The organism is Chryseobacterium sp. DZ-32 (assembly GCF_059587025.1).
Map to the genome: position 1 here is coordinate 202,026 of NZ_JCAIOM010000002.1, position 20,686 is coordinate 222,711.

Genomic DNA, 20,686 nt, shown 5'->3' on the forward strand with positions numbered 1-20,686 from the left:
AAAAAAGCTCTAGAGATAGAGCTTTTCTATTATTTCGTTAACGATGTCTTCCGGTTCTCTGGAATCTGTCCCGACAGTGAATTGTGCTTTGCTGTAAAACTGATTTCTTTCAAATAAATGTTTGGCAATAAATTCCGGCAGGTCTTCATCTGATATATTGGCAATCAGTGGCCTTTTTTCTTTCTGCTTTGAAAGTCTTTCCACCAGTGTTCCCACTCCGGTTCTTAAAAAAACGCTCTTGGAGTTGTGATTGATGATCTCCATGTTATTATAATACACCGGGGTTCCTCCGCCAAGACTTAAAACTACATTTTCTTCAGAAGCCAATATCTCTTCAAGTGCCTCCCTTTCCAGTTTTCTAAAGTAAATCTCTCCCTTTTTCTCGAAAATTTCGGGGATGGTTAATTTATTTCTTCTGGAAATCTCTTTATCGAGGTCAATTAATTTAAAATCGATTTTTTCGCTTAATATTTTGGAAATGTGCGATTTGCCACTTCCCATGTATCCGATCAATGAAATTACCATGAATTTTTTTTAAACAAATTTGCGAAAAAGTTTTGAGATAAAGAAAAAAGTCATATCTTTGCACCACTTAAAACAAGGGACATTACTTAAATGAAAACTTGTTGCACAAGTGGCCGACTCGGTAGCTCAGCTGGTAGAGCAATACACTTTTAATGTATGGGTCCTGGGTTCGAATCCCAGCCGGGTCACTAGCAATAATAATTACTTAATTTGTGATTTTATTGCCTGCGTGGTGAAATTGGTAGACACGCCATCTTGAGGGGGTGGTTTCCTAAGGATGTGCTGGTTCGAGTCCAGTCGCAGGCACTGCAAAGAAAATTTTATAATTAATATTGAAATTTATTTCATTTTAATTGTGGCCGACTCGGTAGCTCAGCTGGTAGAGCAATACACTTTTAATGTATGGGTCCTGGGTTCGAATCCCAGCCGGGTCACAAGTTTACTGAAAAGTAAATTTTTTTCATATTAATATTTTGTGATTTGGTGTTTCAAAGGCTTCCTTCAGGAGGCCTTTGATTTTTGTATGCATCAAGGTTGTAAAATAATGTTTGCCTTACTTTATTCAATAAAAAAATCCCCGACCTAAGTCAGGGATCTGGTATTTAAATCTGGAAAGATTAATCCAGATGCATATTGTCAATTAATCTTACACCATCTACTACCACTACAATAAATGCTCTGAAACTTCTGTCTTTATAGAAAAAATCAGTCTCCTGTAATGTTTTTTCATCAGCAATCAGGAAATATTCCAGTTTCATTCCCTGCTGGTCATCAAAAATATCAGCTACTCTTTCCTTGATTTCCGGAATCGTAACAGTTCTGAACCAGTCGTTTACTTTTTTTAAAGTCTCATAAATTACTTTAGAAGCTTCTCTCCGGTCTTCATGAAGCCTTTGATTTCTTGAGCTTAGCGCCAGTCCGTTTTCTGCCCTGTAAATAGGAACTCCGGTTATTTTAACAGGAAGATGCTTTTTCTCTACCATTTTTTTAATAATAGCAAGCTGCTGGAAATCTTTTTCACCAAAATAAGCATTATCAGGCTTTACCTGTCTGAAAAGTTCTTCCACAACAGTTCCTACGCCGTCAAAATGGCCTGGTCTTGATTTACCTTCCATCTCATTTTCCAGTCCGTCAAAATCATATCGCTGGCTTTCGGCTTTCTCAGGATAAATATCTGCTACCTCCGGAATATAAACTGCATCTACAAGACCAGAATTCTGAAGAATCAATATATCTCTGTTGACATCTCTTGGATATTTTTCCAGATCTTCAGGATTGTTAAATTGAGTTGGATTTACAAAAATCGAAGAAATAACAAGATCATTTTCCTTTCTTGCCTCTTCATACAGAGAAAGATGGCCTTTGTGCAGGGCACCCATGGTAGGGGCAAAGCCAATTCTTTTTCCCATTTCTTTCTGTCTTTCAATGAAATCCTGAAGGACTTTTCTGTTTTTTAGAACTTCCATAGTTTATTTTAATACTATTTCAAAAATACTAAAAATATCGCATAATAATATGTGGTTTTAATAATTTGAAAAGGGAATTTTCGTAAAAAAATGTTAATTAAAATAATGTTGGATGTTTTTTTGTAATTTTGCACATTAAAGCATTTTTACAAAAATTAGATAGAAAGTTTATGCCGAATCAAAAAATACTGTACATTACTACAGAGATGTATCCATATCAGGAAGATACAAATATGGCTGCAGTGGTAAACAAAATGGCACTTAAGATGCACCAAGAAGGCAATGATGTAAGAGTTTTTATGCCAAGATTTGGACAAATAAGTGAGAGAAAATTCCAGCTTCATGAAGTAATCCGTCTTTCAGGGATGAATATTATTATCAATGATCTGGATCAGCCTCTGATCATTAAAGTAGCGTCTCTTCCGGGGGAAAGACTTCAGGTTTACTTTATTGACAATGAAGAATACTTCAAAAGAAAACAATATTATTTCGACGATGAAGGAAACCCTTTTGAAGACAACGACGAAAGAGCTATTTTCTTTGCCAGAGGAGTTATTGAAACCATTAAGAAACTAAACTGGGTGCCGGATGTTATCCATTTAAATGGATGGATGTCTTCTTTTGTTCCAATTTATCTTAAAACGTACTACGAATCAGATACTTATTTCAAAGACGCGAAAATTATACTTTCTCTTTACAATGAGAAAGATGCCGACCTGGATAAAAAGATTGACGATAAACTACAGTTTGATAATATTTCAGGATTAAAAGCGTTAGATAACCCAACGATTAAAAGTTTTGTTATCGAAAGTATGAACTATGTAGATGCCGTTGTGAAAGGTGACGAGTTTCTGGATGAAGATCTGGATAAAGCTTTCAATGAAACTGCTACCCAAAAATCAGAGTATCTGGACATAGATTCAATAAATCAACTTTATTAAAAAACACATTTTTAATGACTCATAATCTTAAAAGGACCTTCGCCATACTTTTGATGGCGTTTTTCGGAAGTACATTCCTTCATAACTGTGAACCGGATCCGGATTCTCTTGGTGAGCAGTTGTTTAATGATGATGCAGCACAAGGTAATGAAATTGCATATCCCGTTATCGCATACAATTATAGTAACAACGATTCAATCAGAAGTGATGCTGCCAGACTGATCAGTGCGGTGAGCGAATCTGGTTCGGCTTCCTATGTAGGTGTTCTTGGAGCATTTACTGAAAACCAGTTTGGAATGCAGAAAGCTTCTTATGTTACTCAGCTGAGAATGCCGGTAGATAATTATGATTTTAACGGAGCGAATCCAAAAGTAGATTCTGTAGTTCTTGTAGTGAGACCACCTGCAAATACTGCTGCGAATACCTACTTCTTTGAAGGCGATTCATTAAAAACAAAAACATTTGAGAAAACTGATTTCCCGGTAGATGGAGTTGCTACAGCGGTTTCCATTGAAAAGAAAATGTACCCTGTTCGTAAATACGGTAAAACAGCAGGTTCAAAATCAATGAAAATCAATGTACATGAAGTAACCACGTTCATAGATGCAAATGATGACAGTTTCAAACGTTCCAATAAAACAATAAGTACTGGTGAACTGTTAGGATCAGGAGTATTTGACGGTACTATCAATTCTACATCTATCACTAAAAAATCTGACAACTCAGTTGTATTTACCGGAAACTTAGGATTCAGAATGAAGTTGAGTAATACAGACTTTTTCCAGACTCATATTCTTGATAAAAAAGGAAAACCTGAGCTTCAGGATGCTTCCAACTTCATCAGATATTTTAAAGGAATAAAAATTTCTGTAGATGAAACGGATAAATATCTTTACCAGTTCTCTCCTAATGATTTGCAGCTTATCATGTATTATAAATATGATAAAACAGAGAACGGAACAACAACAAGACCGCAGACAACCCTTAATTTCAACTTAGGAGGTTCTAATGCGCATCTCGGGCTGTATGAATACAGCAGATCCGGATCATCTGTTGCGGCTGCATTGGCTGCAAGTAACCCTAGTGAAGGAGATGAAAGACTTTTTGTTCAGGGAATGGGAGGACCATCTGTGGTAGTTAAGATTAAAGATGAGACGATTGCAAAGCTTAAGGATATTTTTGTTAAAGATAAAGCAGGTATTGTAAGTGCTAAAATCAGAATCTATCTTGATGCTGCAACGTGGAAAAATACAGGTTCTACTGAAGACCGCAGATTTTCACTTTTAACCAATACATTAGATGCTGGTGGTAAAATTGACTACAAAAAACTGGCGTTTACTTCAGATCTTACCAACGGGCTTGGATTATATTATTTTAAAGATAAACCTGAACCAGGTTATTATGATTTTGTCGTAACAAAAACAGTTAAGGATCTTGTAGAAGGGAAGAAAGAAACAGTAGATGGAGTTGAACAGCTGGTTGTTAATAAACCTTTAATAATCAGTGCAGGAACATTTGCTGCCAATGCTACAGGAACCCTTTTAGGAGTTCGTAATACAACAAGAGCATTTGATATGAACAGAATTATTCTTACAGGAGTAGATAAAACCAATACGAATCCGAAGAGAATCCAGTTATTGGTGACTTACGGAACGAAAAAATAGAACAACAAACAACACTATACAAAATAAAATATGTGCGGAATAGTAGGATATACAGGATTTCAAGACGCTTATGAAATTGTAATTAATGGTCTTAGAAGATTGGAATATAGAGGGTATGACAGTGCCGGAATTGTTTTAGAAGGTTCAGATAACAAGCTGGAAGTAGAAAAAACAAAAGGTAAAGTGGAGGATTTGGTGAATATTTCCAAAGAGCTAAAAGGAAAGTCTAAAATTGGAATGGGACACACCCGTTGGGCAACCCATGGAGTTCCAAGTGACAGAAACTCCCATCCGCACTTGTCAAACAACGGTAAAATTGCAATTGTACACAATGGTATTATTGAAAACTATGATACTATTAAAACAATGCTTACTGAAAAAGGATTCACTTTCAAATCAGAGACAGATACTGAAGTATTGGTAAACCTTATCCAGTATTTTATGGATCTTAATCCTGAAATTGATTTCCCTACAGCAGTGAGATATGCATTGAATGAAGTATATGGAGCATATGCCATCACTGTACTTCATGAAGATTATCCAGGGGTATTGGTCGTAGGAAGATTAGGTTCTCCTCTTGCAATCGGAATCGGTGATAAAGAATATTTTATCGCTTCTGATGCTTCTCCATTCGTGGAATTTACAAAAGAAGCTATTTATCTTGAAGAAGGACATATGGCAACGATCTCTCTTGAAAACGGAGTAGATATCAGAACCATCAATGAAAACTCTAAAATTGAGCCTGAAATTCAGGAGCTTAAATTAAGTCTTGAACAGATTGAAAAAGGGGGTTACGAGCATTTCATGCTTAAAGAAATCTTCGAGCAGCCTAAATCTGTACACGATACAATGAGAGGTAGACTTCTTGTAGATGAAGGAGTTATTAAAATGGCAGGAATCTGGGATCATGTTGAGAAATTCAAAAACGCCAACAGGATTATTATCATTGCCTGCGGTACTTCATGGCATGCGGGTCTTATCGGAGAATATCTGATTGAAGAATATGCAAGAATCCCTGTTGAAGTAGAATATGCATCAGAGTTCAGATACAGAAACCCGATCATTACAGATAAAGATGTGGTAATTGCTATTTCTCAGTCCGGAGAAACTGCTGATACAATGGCTGCTTTAAAATTAGCAAAAGAAAAAGGTGCATTTATATATGGTATATGTAATGTTGTAGATTCTTCTATAGCAAGAATTACAGATGCAGGTTCGTATACCCATGCTGGCCCGGAAATCGGGGTTGCTTCTACCAAAGCATTTACAGCACAGCTTACCATTCTTACTTTAATTGCCTTTAAATTAGGAAAACACAACGGAAACTTAGGAAACGCAGAATTTATGAGCTTAATTGCTGAGCTTGATGCTATTCCTAAGAAAATTGAAGATGTGCTCAATACCACTCATGAGCTTACGCAGAATATTGCAAAAGATTTTGTGAAAGCTACCAATTTCCTTTACCTGGGAAGAGGATACAATTATCCTGCAGCCCTGGAAGGAGCCTTAAAATTAAAAGAAATTTCTTATATCCATGCAGAAGGATACCCGGCTGCAGAAATGAAGCACGGTCCGATTGCCCTGATCGACGAAAACATGCCGATTGTAATTATAGCACCTAGAAAAGGTCACTATGATAAAATTGTAAGTAACGTTCAGGAAATTAAAGCGAGAAAAGGAAAAATTATCGCTGTAGTGAATAAAGGAGACCGTCAGGTGAGCGAAATGGCAGATTATGTTATCGAAATCCCTGAAACTTCAGAATGTTTCTCTCCAATCGTTGCTTCCGTACCTCTTCAACTGCTTGCTTATTATATTGCAGTATATAGAGGAGCCAACGTAGATCAACCGAGAAACCTTGCAAAATCTGTTACCGTGGAATAAAAAGTTGTTGTAAATAAAATAAATTTAGATTTCTTCCGTTATTTCAAAAAAAATCTTAAAAGTTTCTTAAAAAAATTATATATTTACGGCTTAATTATAAAAATTAACATGAAAAGGATATTTCTTTTATTATTGTCTGCGTCGGTAGCATCGGTATCTTGTTCAGGTGGTGGCAGCTCTTCTGTAGGGAAGCCAGGAACAAAAGGAGAATTGATACCAAGAGAAAAAACTAAATCATTTGTTGCGGAAAGACCATACGGAATGGTCGCAATTCCTGCAGGTTCGTTTGTTGCTGGTTTAGCAGACCAGGATCCGACGAATACACCTGAAAAAGCATCATTGAAGACAGTTACTGTTTCTTCTTTCTTCATGGATGAAGCAGAAACTACCAATGCGGAGTACAGAGTATTTATCAATTATGTAAGAGACTCTATCGCAAGAACTTTACTAGCTGAAGCTGCCGGAGAAGGTGGTGACGAAGGTGGACGTAAAGGAGCAAGCATAGGAGATTACGCATACCTTGCTAAAAAAGAAGAAAATTTAACACCTTATCAAGAATATATGGAAGGCCAGGGCGGCCGTGAAGACGGAAGCTATGATGCCAGCAAAAGATTAGATTGGAAAATCCCTTTACACTGGAGCACATCAAAATATCCGGATGTAGAATACGCAGAAGTTTTAGAATCTATGTATCTGCCTTCTTCTTCAAGAATTGGAAACGAAAGAATTTTAGATGTAAGTAAGCTGAAATATACTTACCGTTGGGGAGATATGGACGCTGCTGTTGCAGATAACGAAAGAGGAGCTAACTACCTGAAAAGTGAAAGTATCGCGATCTATCCTGATACTACAGTTTGGGTAAAAGATTTCCACTTTGCTTACAATGAGCCATTGTTTGAACAGTATTTCTGGCACAAGGCTTATAAAGACTATCCTGTTGTCGGGGTTACCTGGGATCAGGCAAGGGCTTATTGTAACTTCAGATCTAAATTGAAATCAGATTACAACGAAAGTTTAAAAAGAAAAAAACAAAAACCATTAGTATTCCGTCTTCCAACAGAAACTGAATGGGAATATGCTGCCAGAGGTGGTATGCAAAATGCTACTTACCCTTGGGGTGGTCCATATTTAATGGATGACAGAGGTTGCTACCTTGCCAACTTCAAGCCTAAGAGAGGTAACTACATGGAAGACGAGAAAAAAGGTACTTATACATATACAGCTCCAGTTAAGAAATTTAAGAAAAATGGGTTTGGGTTATTTGATATGGCTGGAAACGTTTCTGAATGGACATTATCTTCTTTTAACAACTCTTCAGCTGGATTCACTTCTACATTAAATCCTTCTACTAAGGATAAAAAGGATACGAAGAAATCCGTAAGAGGTGGATCTTGGAAAGATATAGGATATGCACTGATGACAGGTGCGAGAGATTGGGAAAGAAAAGATTCCGCAAGAAGCTATATCGGATTCAGAACTGTACAGGACATTCCTGAAGCAGCCGTTAAACCAAGAAGAGTTAACAGATAACTAATCAGACAATTTTCAATAACAATTTTATTTAACATTAAAAAAACTAACTCAATATGTTTAAGACTAAAGATGCTTGGATGAATTTCTTTTATTCATTCGGTGCTGCAATTGTAATTCTTGGAGCTTGGCTTAAAATTACTCACATTACCTTAGGACCTATTAATGGTAACATCGCGCTTACTGTAGGACTTATTACTGAGGCTATTATCTTTATCATCTTTGCATTTGACCCTCCAAAAACTGAAGAGTCTTATGCCTGGGAAAATGTTTATCCTGAGTTATTAGATAAACATGCGAATCCAAATCCTTTACATTCTAATGTAACAACTAAAAATACAAGCGCTCAATTTGCTGAATTGGAAAACTCTCTTTCCAGCAAATTGGATAAAATGCTTGAAGATGCCAGATTAGACGTTCAATTATTTGAAAGATTAAGAACAGGAATTGATAAATTCTCAAACTCTGTTGATCAGATTAATCAGACTGTTGACGTATCTGCTTCTACTCATAAATATAACGACCAGTTGAATAAAGCAGCTCAGCATATGGAAAGTATGAATGCACTTTATGCAATGCAGCTTGAAAGCGGTAAGAGACAATCTGAATTTGCTAACAAGTATGTTGCTGATATGCAGAAATCTGCAGAGCAATCTGAGAAATTCAACCAAGAGCTACAAGGTTTAACATCTAATCTTAATAACTTAAATAGAGTTTATGGTGGTATGCTAACTGCTATGAAGTCTTAATTCCTAACCATTTCTAAATTAACTACTTAATCAAAAAACAAAGAAAAGAGAATGGCACAAGGAAAACAGACCCCTCGTCAGAAGATGATCAACCTGATGTATTTGGTGTTCATCGCGATGATGGCCCTAAATATTGATGCAGAAATCATCAGATCATACTATGACTCTACCAGAGCATTAAATGAAACCAGAACTTTAACAGAAAGAAAGAACGAGAAGATCTTTGAGAGAACGTTGGAAGCTAAAGCTCAGCAAGTTCCTGATACTTACGCACAGCCTTGGGCTCAGTACAAAGTATTGAAAACCAAAATTGATGCGTTGGTGAAATCTGCTCAGGATGTTAAAGATCTATTGAAAAAACAATCTGAGTTTCACGATAAGGATCCTAAAACAGGAAAAGATATTGATGTAAGTGAAAACTTTGCTGCATTGAACAACAACGAAGCTACTACTGAATATTTCTTTAAGGAAGGAGATGAAAATACTCCATCAAAGAATGCACTGGATCTGAAAGCTAAAATTGATGATGTAAGAAACTACATCAATGCTACTTTCGGAAGCAATGCCCAGTTACAGGATTTAGTAGCAAGAGCCAATAAGTCTCTTATTGCGGAGTATCCTAAAGGAACATCTCCCAATGAAAAGACCTGGTTTCAGAATAAATTTTACCATCAGCCGCTAATCGCTGCGATATCTAATTTGGAAATTATCCAAAATGATGCCAGAAACGTTCAGTCTGATGCATTGGCACTATTACTTCAGGAAAAAGTAGATGCAAATATCAAATTCTCAAGCTATGAGCCTATTGTTTCAGGTCCGGTAGATATCCAGGCAGGAAAACAGGCTGAAGTAAAAGTAATGCTGGGAACTTATTCTAACAGTAACAAGATCAGCATCTCTGGAGTAAGCAGAGTAGAAAACGGTAAAGGTGTTATGCAAATTTCAGGTTCTGGAATTGGCGAACATAAATTAGGAGGTACGATTACATTAACAGATGCTTCAGGGAAACCTCAGTCTTTCCCTTGGACACATACTTATAATGTAATTGCAGGACCAAGAGAAGTAAAACTTGAAAAAGGATTATTACTTTCTGCCGATAAGATGAATGTAATGTATAGAGGACTTGAGAACCCTGTTTCAGGATCAATCTTAGGTGCTGACAATTCTAAACTTTCATTATCTGCAGCAGGAGCTACTGTGAAGAGTACAGGTCAGGGTAAATGGAATGTTACTCCTACAACAGGAAATGTAGTGAAGTTAACATTATCAGGAACAGATCCATATGGTAAAACAGTTTCTCAGGTATTTGAATATAGAATTAAGAATATCCCTAGACCACAAGGTCAGATCAGAGGTAAAGCTGTAAACTTTATGCCGGTAGGTTCTATTCCTAACCAGATTGTTTCTGCTACTTTACCAGACTTTGACTTCCCTGTTTCATTCACTGTTAATAGCTTTATTATTAAGCTTCCAGGAAAAGCAGGTACTCTGATTCAAGGTAGCTCACTATCAGGAGCAGAAGGTATGCTTAGAAACCTTAGACCTGGTGATGTAGTTCAGATTTATGATATTCAGGCTACGGCTACAGGATTGGGTAACCAGAGACTTAAGGAAATTTCACCTGTAATTATTAATGTTCAATAAGGTTAATTTGTAAAATCATATTATGAAAAAATATATTAGCACCCTTTTAGTTTTAGTTTCGGGATTCGCTTTTTCCCAGACTATTCTGAATGCTGCTTCTCCTGAGGAATTCAGACAAATGAGAGCTGAGTCAATGAGAAAAGCAGGGGATACTGTTATCAGCAATAAAGTAAAGCCTCTTGAATATGGTTTCGTTGATGACAAGGATATTTACAAAAGTATGTTTGTTTGGGAAATCATTGATATGAATGATAAGATCAACCAGCCGTTTTATTATGACAATCCGGATGGTCTTCTTTCCAGCTCTACAAGATCATTATATCAATTATTACTTGATGGAGCCCTTAAAGGTGACATCAAAGAAGTTTATGATGACGAAAACTTCGTTACCAGACTTTCACCGGAAGCCATTCAGAAAAGATTGGAAAGTGTAAGACTTGACGAAGAAGCTATCGATATCCTTAACTCTGGAAGAACACTTACAGAAGACGAGAAGAAAAGATTAACAGATATCATCAGAACAACTACTGATAAAGTAAAAGTTCTTAAAGTGATGGGTATGTGGTTTATCGATAAAAGAGATGGTCAGATGAAATACAGACCGCTTGGTATCGCAGCTATGGGTCCGGATCCGACATCTGTTGGAAGAATTGGTCCTGATGGTCAACCTTTAGCTGGTGCTGATGAACTGATCGATTTGTTCTGGATTTACTATCCAAGTGCTCGTGATATTTTAGCAAACAACTATGTTTTCAATAGAAAAAATTCTTCTGCTGACTTATCTTTCGATGATGTCATCAATGCAAGAAGGTTCTCTTCTATTATCTACAAATCTTCAAGCGGTTTAGGAGATGGTACTATCAAAGACTATATTCCTAGAAATGCTGAAGAGCAGCTGGAAGAAAGCGACAGAATCAAAGCACAGATTCTTGACATGGAAAATGATATGTGGAATTACTAAATTTCACTTGATATTTATAGAAAACCTGAGTATTTTTACTCAGGTTTTTTTATGATAAAATCGCCCTTTGTTTATACCGAACAATAACCAATGACACAGGCGATCACATATGACCTTTAAACAAATGAAATTTCTCATATGAAGCATGTAGATTATATTATTGTAGGAGACGGATATGCAGGGCTTTTTCTGGCCCATCAGCTAATTAAAAATGATAAATCTTTCGTCATTTTTACTGAAGGACGAAAAAGTGCTTCCCAGGTCTCAGCAGGAATTATCAATCCTGTGGTCCTGAAGAAGTTTACCACATTCTGGAAAGCGCAGGAACAAATAGATTTTCTTAAAGACAGTCTTAAAGAAATAGAATCATATACAGGGGAAAATTATCTGATCAATGCTCCTATTCACAGAATTTTTCATGATGAGAATGAACAGAATTTATGGCTGAAAAAATCCGCAAATGAAGAATTGTCGAATTTTCTTGATCAGAATTTTGATCGTTTAGAGGTAGTAAAAAACGACTTTCTTACAGGAAAGGTGAATCAATCTGCTAGATTGAATGTTAATGGATTTTTTAGCGGTTTATTCGATTATTTTGAAAAAAATGATCAATTGGTAAAGGAAAAATTTGATTATTCAAAATTAAATCCATCTGAATCCACTTATAAAGATTATACCTTCAAAAATATTATTTTCTGTGAAGGAATGGGTGTGAAAGACAATCCCTATTTTTCAGAGATCACCGTGAATCCTAACAAAGGCCACCACATCAGGGTGAAACTTTCCCAGCCAATTCCTGAAAACATAACCATTAAGAAAAAACACTTTTTATTTCCAACCGGAAACGGACTGTATTTTTACGGAGGCACTTATGACAGAGAGCAGCTTCACCATCACATTGATGAATCAGCAGTTGACCAATTGGTGAAGGGACTTTCAGAATTTTATCCTTATGATTTTGAAGTGGAAGAAGTACATTTTGGATTCCGCCCCACAGTAAAAGACAGAAGACCCATCATTGGAAGACATGAAACATTCGGTAATCTTTACGTTTTTAACGGGCTTGGTGCCCGTGGTATCCTCAACGGCTGCTATTTTGCAAGAGATTTATTCCGTTTTATTGAACAGGATATTCCATTGCATGAAGAAGTTTCATTGAAAAGATTTCAATAGTGTATCTTAGTGTTAATTTCCAAACTGAAAATCTATGGATGAAAATATATTAGGTATCGTTGCCGGCGTTCTTACTTCTATTTCGATGATTCCACAGCTTGTCAAAGTAATCAGAGAAAAAAATGTGGAAGATATTTCCTTACTTATGCTCCTGGTTCTTATTTCAGGACTCTCTTTATGGGTGTGGTATGGCTTTGCAAAAGATGAACTTCCCATTATTTTGTCAAACGCATTTGCTGTTCTGGTCAATGTCAGCCTTCTGGTATGCTATATGATGTACAATAAAAAAAAATAAAAAAATACGCCTCATCATGATGAAGCGTATTTTTTTTATGTAAGTGAAATTTAATTATTGAAGAACAAATTTAGCTAAAGGGGCCATTCTTGCTTTGTTTAAAGTAAGGGTATTTCCGTTTACAGAGTAATTATCTGCTGCCAGGATTGCTTTCGTAAATTGATTTTCAATATCAAGATCTTCACAAGCCATCATGGTAGACATTCCCTGATTGAACTTAATTCTCATTACCTCAGGTTTGATCTCAAATGTTCCTCCCAAGCCATTACATCCGGCATGTCCCTGATATCTCATTCCATCCATTTCAAGTTTGAAATAAGGATTGTTTTTAGGATTCTTCAGTTCAATCGGTTTCCCGTTAAGCTCTGTAAGTTTCCACGTTTTTCCTGTAATATCAGTTGTCGCTTTTTGAGCATTTTGTGTTTTACACGAAACAACTAAAAATGTTGCGATTACAAGTGCCGAAAAATAATAATATAAACTTTTCATAATGTTTATTTTTTTAATTAGAATTGCTAATCCCTATGCTAATACGATGCCATTTTTGCAGGACCAGACTCTTTTTTTGCCTGTTTAAGATGAAACAGAACCATATCTACATTCTTTTTCAGGAAAGTGATATTGCCTTTAATATCAGAATATTGATACTCTTCATTAGAGGCTGTATATTCAGGTAAGGCATCACTTTTTTTAAGGTCAAAAGTTTTACCGTTTAAATGTATTGTTGCTGTATTTTTGGTATTGTTGATGGTCACTTCTATTTTTTCTCCATAACTGTCAACATACACATTTTTTGAAATGTCATCTGTATTTTCTGGGGCAGCAGCGGTAATGGTTTCAGCTTCTTTTCCGGGATGCTTACACGCTGTTAGGGAAATAATGGTCAATCCAAAAAGGATTGGTACTAATAAATTTTTCATAGTGATAAGTGATTTTAAAGTGTTTCATGAATTATGATATTAATGCTATATAAATTTACAAATATTTTTAATAAATATGTGTTAATTTTTCATAAACTAACAGATAATTAAAATATTAGCTCATTTAACTCACAGTTTTTTGAAACAGAATTCACGAAACAGAAAGTAATAATTATTGTGGAAAATTTAGGATAAACCTTGTTAATTCAGGATTTTTAAAAGGATTTTTTTCCAGAAGGATAAAGTAGTTTTTCTTCATTTTTCATTTGTTGTGTAAATTTTTGGCAAAAATAACTCAAAAAGAAGAGAAGAACAATAAGTTAATGTTAATAATCTGAAATTATGATGAAGTTTAGTTTTGGATAAGGGAGGGGGCAGAATAGAATACCGGGACACTTGGAAATGTTCAAAAAAGCAACAGCATTAAAATTAAAATTTCCTTAAATCCAAAAAAGTGGCTTAATATTTGAAAATTTAAATGGGCACAGATGAAAGATTAGGATTGCTTGAATTATGCTTAAATAAAGGAAATGTTAAATACTTTTCATTCTTTTATTTTCAGGTATTTTAAAGGAGAGTTAAATTTTGTTAATCTGCTATGATAGTATCATAATCTGGGTGTACATTTGCAACTTCAAAATGAGAAACTTTATAGTATACTTTTTAACCGGTCTTTTTCTGCTCTTTGTAGTGGAAAGCAGACTCAACGTTAAAACGCTTCGAAATGACTATTCCGGTCATGTTTCTCATCATATGCCCAAAAGAGCCAACCGCCTGAATCAGACTTTTGAAAAGCTCTCTATTCAGCAAATGGCAGACAATGTAGACAATTCCACTTTAGAACTTACCGAAAACGATTTCCAGCTGTCTGATGTATGGCAGGCTATTGTTGTTTTTGCCGGAGTTTTCAGTCTTGTTTATATTTTTGGATTGAAAAGTTGTAAGCGGTCAAAACCGGATATTCATGGTTTTGTTCTTGGCCTATCTACCAAAAGATTCATTCTTATCCGTTCCATTAGAATTTAAGAATTCCCCGTTTTTATTGATTTTCTGCCTGATTCCAGGTAGAAATACTTTACGCTGTGTATGCCGGTAATCATCACATCGTACCGCTTTTATTACCGTTTTATTCTATCAAAACATTAACGATTTATATAAACTCTAGAATTATGATAAAGAGAGTTGTTTCGGGAATTGCGCTGAGTGTCCTTCTGCTGGTAGTTGGCTGCAATAAGAAAAAAGAAGAAAAAGAAGAAGTTACCGTATATCCGGTGACATCTCCTGTGGTAATGGATACCGTAATCAATAAAGAATATGTAGCCCAGATTCAATCTGTAAAAAACATTGAAGTGAGAGCTCAGGAAAAAGGTTTCCTGGAAAAAATCTTTGTAGATGAAGGCCAGTACGTACAGGCCGGACAAACATTGTTCCGGATCATGCCTAAATTGTATCAGGCAGAATTATTAAAAGCAAAAGCAGAAGTGGAACAGGCTTCCATTGAGCTGAAAAACGCAAGTACATTAGCAGGAAACAATATCGTTTCTAAAAATGAAAAAGCAATGGCAAAAGCCAAACTGGATGCTGCCAACGCAGAAATGAAACTGGCGCAGATCCATCTTTCCTTTACTGACATCAAAGCACCGTTTTCCGGTATTATCAACAGAATTCCTCTGAAGTTGGGAAGTCTTGTAGATGAAGGTGATCTGCTGACTTCATTGTCAGACAATACAAGTATCTATACCTATTTCAATGTTTCTGAACCTGAATATCTGAGCTATCAGACTCATGCTGCAGATCGTGGCAGCAACCAGGTTTCTCTGATTACAGCCAATGGAGAAATGTATACACAAAAAGGAGAAATTCAGACGATTGAAGGAGAATTTGATAATGAAACAGGAAATATTGCTTTCCGAGCGAAATTCCCTAATCCTGATAAACTTCTGAGAAACGGAGAAACCGGGAAAGTACAGATGTCAATGCCGGTTCATAATGCATTGATCATTCCACAGAAAGCAACCTATGAAATCCAGGATCAGAAATATGTATTTGTGATTGATAAAAATGGAGTAGCTAAATCCAGAAATATCAAAGTAGCCTATGAACTTCCGGACTTGTATGTAGTGGCATCAGGAATTTCAAAAGGAGATCAGATTCTTTTGGAAGGAGTTCAGAAAGTAAAGGATGATCAGAAAGTGAAAACAAAATTCCAGGATCCTAAGAAAGTTCTTCAATCATTGAAACTAAAAGCAGAGTAGTGGTCTCTAAAACGAAACAGTATGTTTAAGAAATTCATTCGCAGACCAGTTCTGTCCATAGTAATCTCATTGATTATTGTATTTATGGGAATATTGTCATTGGTAAAACTTCCGGTGACACAGTTTCCTTCCATTTCTCCGCCTAAAGTAAATATCACCGCAGAATATCCCGGAGCTAACAACGAATTGTTGATTAAATCCGTAGTAATCCCCTTAGAAAGAGGATTAAATGGAGTTCCCGGTATGAAATACATGACTTCAGATGCCGGAAATGACGGGGAAGCATCCATTCAGATTGTATTTGATCTGGGTACGGATCCCAATGTAGCTGCAGTAAACGTGCAGAACCGTGTATCTTCAGTGGTCAATAAACTTCCGCCTCTGGTAGTACGTGAAGGAGTAAAGATCACGCGTGAAGAACCTAACATGTTGATGTATATTAACCTGTACAGTGATGATCCTAAAGCTGACCAGAAATTCCTTTTCAACTATGCAGATATCAACGTAATGTCTGAATTGAGAAGGGTAAGCGGTGTAGGTTTTGCAGATATCCTGGGAACCCGTGAATATGCCATGCGTATCTGGCTTAAACCGGATAGATTAACCGCCTATAACATCTCAGCAGATGAAGTAATGGAATCTCTGAATGAGCAGAGTTTGGAAGCTTCTCCCGGAAAAACAGGAGAAAGTTCCGGAAAACGCTCACAGTCTTTCGAATATGTATTAAAATATCCCGGACGTTTTAATAACGAAAAAGATTATGGAAACATTATTTTAAAAGCAAAACCAAACGGAGAATCTGTAAGATTAAAAGATGTTGCCGATATAGAGTTTGGAAGTTCAATGTATGATATTTATTCTACACTGAACGGAAAACCTTCCGCAGCGATCACCGTAAAACAATCCTACGGATCCAATGCAAGTGACGTTATCAAAAATGTAAAAGCATTGATGAAGGATCTTGAAAAAAATAACTTCCCGAAAGGAATGCATTACGATATCAGTTATGACGTATCAAGATTCCTGGATGCCTCCATGGAAAAAGTTATCCACACATTGTTTGAGGCCTTCATCCTGGTTGCTATCGTAGTATTCCTGTTCCTTGGAGACTGGCGCTCAACATTGATTCCGGCATTAGCTGTTCCGGTTTCATTGGTGGGAACATTTGCTGTCATGTCCGCTTTTGGAATTACCCTGAATATGATTTCTCTATTTGCCCTGGTAATGGCCATCGGGGTTGTTGTAGATGACGCGATCGTAGTTATTGAAGCTGTTCACGCCAAGATGGAAGAAAAACATCTTTCACCATTAAAAGCCACCGAGGAGGCCATGCATGAGATCAGTGGAGCAATTATCGCTATTACGCTGGTAATGGCATCCGTATTCATTCCGATTGCCTTTATGTCCGGACCGGTTGGGGTATTTTATCGTCAGTTCTCCATTACAATGGCTTCGTCCATTATTTTATCTGGGGTTGTGGCACTTACTTTGACACCGGCATTATGTGCTCTGATCCTGAGAAATAATCATGGAAAAGCTAAGAAGAAAACTCCGGTTACTCTTTTCCTCGATAAATTCAACAACCTGTTTACAAAAGGAGCAGGGAGATATGAAAAGCTGTTGAATAAAACAGTGACGAAAAAGACAATAACACTACCGCTGTTATTAGCATTCTGTGCATGCACATTCTTCCTGAGCAACTCTTTACCTTCCGGATTTATTCCGGCTGAAGACCAGGGAATGATTTATGCCATTATTCAGACACCTCCGGGATCCACCTTGGAAAGGACCAATCAGATTGCCAGAGAACTTCTGAGAGAATCAGAAGATATTGATGGAGTACAATCAGTTTCTTCCCTTGCAGGATATGAGATTTTGACGGAAGGTACCGGATCTAATTCAGGAACCTGTCTGATCAACCTTAAAAGTTGGGAAGAGCGTAAAGAATCTGCTGCCGAAATCATTGAAAAGCTCGAAGAAAAGGCCAAAAATATTCCGGGAGCCAATATTGAATTCTTCCAGCCGCCTTCCGTTCCCGGATATGGAGCTGCAGGAGGTTTTGAACTTCGTTTGCTGGATAAAGCAGGAAGTGGCGACTATCATAAAATGGAACAGGTGAGTAATGACTTTGTGAAGGAGCTTAAGAAGCGCCCGGAACTTGGTTCGGCATTTACATTCTATTCTGCAAGTTTCCCGCAATATATGCTTAGGATAGACAATGATCTTGCAGAGCAAAAAGGAGTAACCATTGAAAAAGCAATGGATAACCTGTCTACATTGATCGGTTCCAACTATGAAACGAGTTTCATCCGCTTTGACAGGCCGTATAAGGTCATTGTTCAGGCTGGCCCTCAATATCGTGCACTTCCAACTGACCTGTTGAAGCTGTATGTTAAAAATGATAAAGACCAGATGGTTCCCTACTCAGATTTTATGAGGCTTGAAAAAGTATACGGACTATCGGAGATTACAAGACACAATATGTATAACTCTGCAGAAGTAAGTGGAACGCCTGCTCCCGGATACAGTAGTGGCCAGGCGATCAAAGCGATTCAGGAAGTTGCAGATAAAACACTTCCAAGAGGGTTTGGTATCGACTGGGCGGGTATCTCTAAAGACGAAGTAAGCCGTGGTAATGAAGCTATATTTATCTTCCTGGTTTGTTTAGGATTTGTCTACCTGATTCTTTCTGCACAGTATGAAAGTTTCATCCTTCCGCTTCCGGTTATTTTATCTCTGCCTACAGGTATTTTTGGAGCCTTTTTATGCTTAAAACTCTTAGGACTGGAGAATAACATTTATGCACAGGTGGCGATGGTGATGCTGATCGGACTATTAGGTAAAAATGCGGTGTTGATTGTTGAATTTGCCGTACAGAAGAAAGCCGAAGAAGGAATCCCAGTGGCAAAAGCTGCTATTGAAGGTGCTGCCATCCGTTTCCGTCCGATTTTGATGACCTCATTTGCCTTCATTGCCGGATTAATTCCATTGGTGATTGCAACGGGGCCGGGAGCAATTGGTAACAGAACCATTGGTACAGCAGCAGCAGGAGGAATGCTAATCGGAACTATTTTCGGATTGATGATTATCCCCGGATTGTATTATATCTTCGGAACCATTGATGATAAGTCACGATTGGCGAGATATGAAGAAGAGAATCCTTTAACAGAACAAACTGAACCTTATGAACATGATGGAAAATTCGAAGACTAAAAATATAATCACAGCCATTACCTTATCACTTGTACTTGCAAGTTGTAAGGCGCCGATGGCGACTGTTATAAAAGATGAGGTAAAAGAAAATATTCCTCAGAACTTTAATCAGGAAGAGCAGCAGGATGCCAACAATAACAGCGGAACCACACCCTGGAGACAGTTCTTTACGGATCCAAACCTGGTAACTCTTATTGAAACGGCTTTAAAAAATAATCAGGAGCTGCTGATTACTCTTCAGGAGATTGAGATTGCTAAAAGTGGTGTTTTAGCTAAAAAAGGAAGATTAACCCCAACGGTGTCTGCAGGAGTAGGAGCAGGACTGAAAAAATCCGGACGCTATACCAGCGAAGGAGCAGGTGATGCTACCACAGAAATTGAACCGGGAAAGGAAATGCCAGATCCGCTTGGAAATTTTGAAGCAGGATTAAATGCCAGCTGGGAGATTGACATCTGGAAAAAGCTCAGAACGGAAAAAGAATCTGCCGTAGCCCATTATCTTTCTACAGTAGAAGGGAAAAACTTTGTTTTATCTAATCTTATTGAAGAAGTTGCCGATAATTATTATGAATTGCTGGCGCTGGATAATCAATTGGATATTATACAGCAGTATATCAAGCTTCAGCAAAAAGCACTGGAAATTTCTAAAATTCAGAAAGAAGCCGCTGCTGCAACAGAATTGGCGGTGAAGAAATTTGAAGCAGAACTGGCAAAATCCAAAGCGGCAGAATATACCATCCGCCAGCAGATTACTGAGAAAGAAAATGAAATCAATGCTTTGCTGGGAAGATATCCACAGCCGATTGTGAGAACGAAGGAAAACTTTATGTCTACCATTCCTCCGACGGTTTATACCGGAATACCATCTCAGTTATTAGCCAACCGTCCTGATATCAAACAGGCCGAGCTGGAATTAAAAGCTTCAAAACTGGATGTGGAAGCGGCAAGAAAAGAGTTTTATCCTTCCCTGGAAATCTCGGCAACATTAGGCCTGGAGGCTTTCAAACCTTCATACCTTGTTAAAATGCCGGAATCAATAGCTTACAATCTTGTGGGTGAATTAGCAGGACCATTAATTAACAAAAGTGCCATAAAAGCGAATTTTCAGACAGCAGATGCAAAACAGGTTCAGGCATTGTACGAATATGACAAAACGATTTTGAATGCTTATCTGGACGTTGCCAATCTGATGTCAAAGGTTAAAAATATAGATCAGTATTATCAACTGAAATCTCAGGAAACGAAAGCCCTGGATCAGTCTATTGATATTGCCAATCAGTTATTCCGAAATTCAAGAGCAGATTATCTTGAGGTTCTTTTGAACCAAAGAGATGCTTTGGATGCTAAAATGGAACTTATTGAGGCAAAACAGAAACAGCTCAGCACAGTAGTTGACATCTATAAAAGTTTAGGTGGAGGCTGGAAATAAAACATCATAATTCTATCAATAAACAGTTAATGTTTTT

At 37.1% G+C, this 20,686-nt stretch carries 17 protein-coding genes and 3 tRNA genes; 16 read left to right on the forward strand and 4 right to left on the reverse strand.

All coding sequences use genetic code 11. From position 1 onward, the window contains the following. Positions 1-9: 9 nt before the first annotated feature. Entirely contained in the window at positions 10-525 is a 516-nt protein-coding gene (locus tag AC59HC_RS02950) for a shikimate kinase (RefSeq protein ID WP_047428102.1), read from the reverse strand. A gap of 115 nt (positions 526-640) precedes the next feature. Here AC59HC_RS02950 and AC59HC_RS02955 point away from each other — a divergent pair. From AC59HC_RS02955 to AC59HC_RS02965, 3 genes are all read left to right on the forward strand, one after another. After that, a tRNA-Lys gene (locus tag AC59HC_RS02955) sits at positions 641-713 on the forward strand. Between the two features lie 35 nt (positions 714-748). After that, positions 749-831: transfer RNA gene (locus AC59HC_RS02960), tRNA-Leu, on the forward strand. A gap of 55 nt (positions 832-886) precedes the next feature. Continuing rightward, a tRNA-Lys gene (locus AC59HC_RS02965) sits at positions 887-959 on the forward strand. A 183-nt stretch (positions 960-1,142) separates the two neighbouring features. Here the strand turns inward: AC59HC_RS02965 and panC are convergent. After that, positions 1,143-1,991 (reverse strand): pantoate--beta-alanine ligase, encoded by an 849-nt coding sequence (panC, locus tag AC59HC_RS02970; RefSeq protein ID WP_330745365.1) that lies wholly within the window; start codon positions 1,989-1,991, stop codon positions 1,143-1,145. Positions 1,992-2,161: 170 nt separating this feature from the next. On the opposite strand from panC, the gene AC59HC_RS02975 reads away from it, so the two are divergent. The 9 genes from AC59HC_RS02975 (at position 2,162) to AC59HC_RS03015 (ending at position 12,832) form a co-directional block, all read left to right on the forward strand. Beyond that, positions 2,162-2,932: a glycogen/starch synthase gene (locus tag AC59HC_RS02975; RefSeq protein ID WP_411414302.1), complete on the forward strand. Its 771-nt coding sequence runs from the start codon at positions 2,162-2,164 to the stop codon at positions 2,930-2,932. A gap of 14 nt (positions 2,933-2,946) precedes the next feature. After that, the gene (locus AC59HC_RS02980) at positions 2,947-4,596 is read left to right on the forward strand and encodes a DUF4270 family protein (RefSeq protein WP_496557977.1); all 1,650 of its coding nucleotides are present in this window, start codon (positions 2,947-2,949) and stop codon (positions 4,594-4,596) included. Positions 4,597-4,626: 30 nt separating this feature from the next. Further along, entirely contained in the window at positions 4,627-6,480 is a 1,854-nt protein-coding gene (glmS, locus tag AC59HC_RS02985; RefSeq protein ID WP_110009512.1) for a glutamine--fructose-6-phosphate transaminase (isomerizing), read from the forward strand. Between the two features lie 108 nt (positions 6,481-6,588). Continuing rightward, positions 6,589-8,010 (forward strand): T9SS ring complex lipoprotein PorK/GldK, encoded by a 1,422-nt coding sequence (porK, locus tag AC59HC_RS02990; protein WP_110009511.1) that lies wholly within the window; start codon positions 6,589-6,591, stop codon positions 8,008-8,010. Between the two features lie 56 nt (positions 8,011-8,066). After that, positions 8,067-8,759 carry a type IX secretion system motor protein PorL/GldL gene (gene porL, locus AC59HC_RS02995; RefSeq protein ID WP_110009510.1) on the forward strand — a complete coding sequence of 231 codons (693 nt, stop codon included), beginning with the start codon at positions 8,067-8,069 and terminating at the stop codon, positions 8,757-8,759. A 51-nt stretch (positions 8,760-8,810) separates the two neighbouring features. Then, on the forward strand, positions 8,811-10,403 hold the full coding sequence (gene porM / locus AC59HC_RS03000; protein WP_202843440.1) for a type IX secretion system motor protein PorM/GldM: 1,593 nt from the start codon (positions 8,811-8,813) through the stop codon (positions 10,401-10,403). Positions 10,404-10,425: 22 nt separating this feature from the next. Continuing rightward, a complete protein-coding gene (porN, locus tag AC59HC_RS03005) occupies positions 10,426-11,364 on the forward strand; it encodes a type IX secretion system ring subunit PorN/GldN (protein WP_110009508.1) in 939 nt (312 codons plus the stop codon). A 138-nt stretch (positions 11,365-11,502) separates the two neighbouring features. Further along, on the forward strand, positions 11,503-12,537 hold the full coding sequence (locus AC59HC_RS03010; RefSeq protein ID WP_429816435.1) for an NAD(P)/FAD-dependent oxidoreductase: 1,035 nt from the start codon (positions 11,503-11,505) through the stop codon (positions 12,535-12,537). 34 nt (positions 12,538-12,571) lie between these two features. Next, a complete protein-coding gene (locus AC59HC_RS03015; protein WP_343644050.1) occupies positions 12,572-12,832 on the forward strand; it encodes a SemiSWEET transporter in 261 nt (86 codons plus the stop codon). Positions 12,833-12,886: 54 nt separating this feature from the next. Here the strand turns inward: AC59HC_RS03015 and AC59HC_RS03020 are convergent, their stop codons facing one another. Both AC59HC_RS03020 and AC59HC_RS03025 read right to left on the reverse strand, forming a co-directional pair. Then, positions 12,887-13,321, reverse strand: a complete 435-nt coding sequence (locus AC59HC_RS03020; RefSeq protein ID WP_202843434.1) for an META domain-containing protein — start codon at positions 13,319-13,321, stop codon at positions 12,887-12,889. A gap of 38 nt (positions 13,322-13,359) precedes the next feature. Continuing rightward, a complete protein-coding gene (locus AC59HC_RS03025; RefSeq protein ID WP_496557978.1) occupies positions 13,360-13,752 on the reverse strand; it encodes a multicopper oxidase domain-containing protein in 393 nt (130 codons plus the stop codon). 639 nt (positions 13,753-14,391) lie between these two features. Between AC59HC_RS03025 and AC59HC_RS03030 the strand changes: the two genes are divergently transcribed. The 4 genes from AC59HC_RS03030 (at position 14,392) to AC59HC_RS03045 (ending at position 20,649) form a co-directional block, all read left to right on the forward strand. Beyond that, positions 14,392-14,778: a hypothetical protein gene (locus AC59HC_RS03030; protein WP_110009503.1), complete on the forward strand. Its 387-nt coding sequence runs from the start codon at positions 14,392-14,394 to the stop codon at positions 14,776-14,778. Positions 14,779-14,924: 146 nt separating this feature from the next. Further along, a complete protein-coding gene (locus tag AC59HC_RS03035; RefSeq protein ID WP_411414327.1) occupies positions 14,925-16,007 on the forward strand; it encodes an efflux RND transporter periplasmic adaptor subunit in 1,083 nt (360 codons plus the stop codon). Positions 16,008-16,028: 21 nt separating this feature from the next. Next, positions 16,029-19,220, forward strand: a complete 3,192-nt coding sequence (locus AC59HC_RS03040; RefSeq protein ID WP_496557979.1) for an efflux RND transporter permease subunit — start codon at positions 16,029-16,031, stop codon at positions 19,218-19,220. Then, positions 19,192-20,649, forward strand: a complete 1,458-nt coding sequence (locus tag AC59HC_RS03045; protein ID WP_202843429.1) for a TolC family protein — start codon at positions 19,192-19,194, stop codon at positions 20,647-20,649. The genes AC59HC_RS03040 and AC59HC_RS03045 overlap by 29 nt, the downstream gene beginning before the upstream one ends. Positions 20,650-20,686: the final 37 nt, after the last annotated feature.